This is a genomic window from Streptomyces milbemycinicus, from assembly GCF_002154605.1.
Lineage (GTDB): Bacteria > Actinomycetota > Actinomycetes > Streptomycetales > Streptomycetaceae > Streptomyces > Streptomyces milbemycinicus.
Genome location: NZ_MUNE01001184.1, coordinates 1 through 746, shown reverse-complemented (window position 1 = coordinate 746; position 746 = coordinate 1). Strand labels below are relative to the sequence as shown.

General features: G+C 66.4%; 2 protein-coding genes. Both read left to right on the top strand.

Translation table 11 applies throughout. The features are described from left to right. On the top strand, positions 1-253 hold a 253-nt coding region (locus CCN51_RS55600), incomplete at its 5' end, for a hypothetical protein (RefSeq protein WP_158104804.1). Positions 254-319: 66 nt separating this feature from the next. Beyond that, positions 320-625 (top strand): hypothetical protein, encoded by a 306-nt coding sequence (locus tag CCN51_RS51955; RefSeq protein ID WP_238545424.1) that lies wholly within the window; start codon positions 320-322, stop codon positions 623-625. Positions 626-746: the final 121 nt, after the last annotated feature.

Here is a 746-nt window from a genome sequence, read left to right as displayed (position 1 = left end):
GCAGCTGGACGACGACGTCCGCGTAGCCATGACCCCATCTGCCGGCGAAAAGCTCCCTTACGGTCGGGTGAAGCGTCTTCAGCTCCTCTTCGGCTACGAGGACAACAGCAACCTGTACCGGATGCGAGACCGCAGCATCCAACGCGCCGAGAAGTCGTTCACCGAGAACTCCGACAAGGACGACGACGCAAAGCCATCGGCCGGGAATGATGAGAACGTCATCCCCGATCAGACGGATACGGCAGCAGCCTGACCACGCCGCTAAAGGAACCCGCCGCTCATGACCACCGCCAGTATCACAGGGGCCACCGTCCCCCCCATGCCCGAGAAGACGCCCAAGGCACTCCGCGCCGCCATCGCCCAGCACGCCCCGAAACTCCTCGTCGACTTCGAACGGCACTGGCGTCGGGACATCATGGACACCTACGACCTCGCCCCCGTCCCCGCCTTCATGGCCCGCTGGTGGGGCGAGTACGCGCTAGCCCGCAACCCCAGCCTTGAGGCCGAAGTTCACCGCCTGGAGGACGACGCCGCGCAGGAACCCGACTACGCCCGCGCCAAGGCCATGATCGAAGAGGCCGGACGACTCCGCCGCGAGGCCGCAAAGGCGGAACCCGGCCAGTGACAAGCGAATTCATGGGGCCACCCTGGCAAGCCGACTGGACCAAGGAAGCCGGGAACAATCGCAACGCCCTCCCAAGGAGACCCGCGCCCTGGTCGACGCCGCCCGCGCCGAACTCGTCACC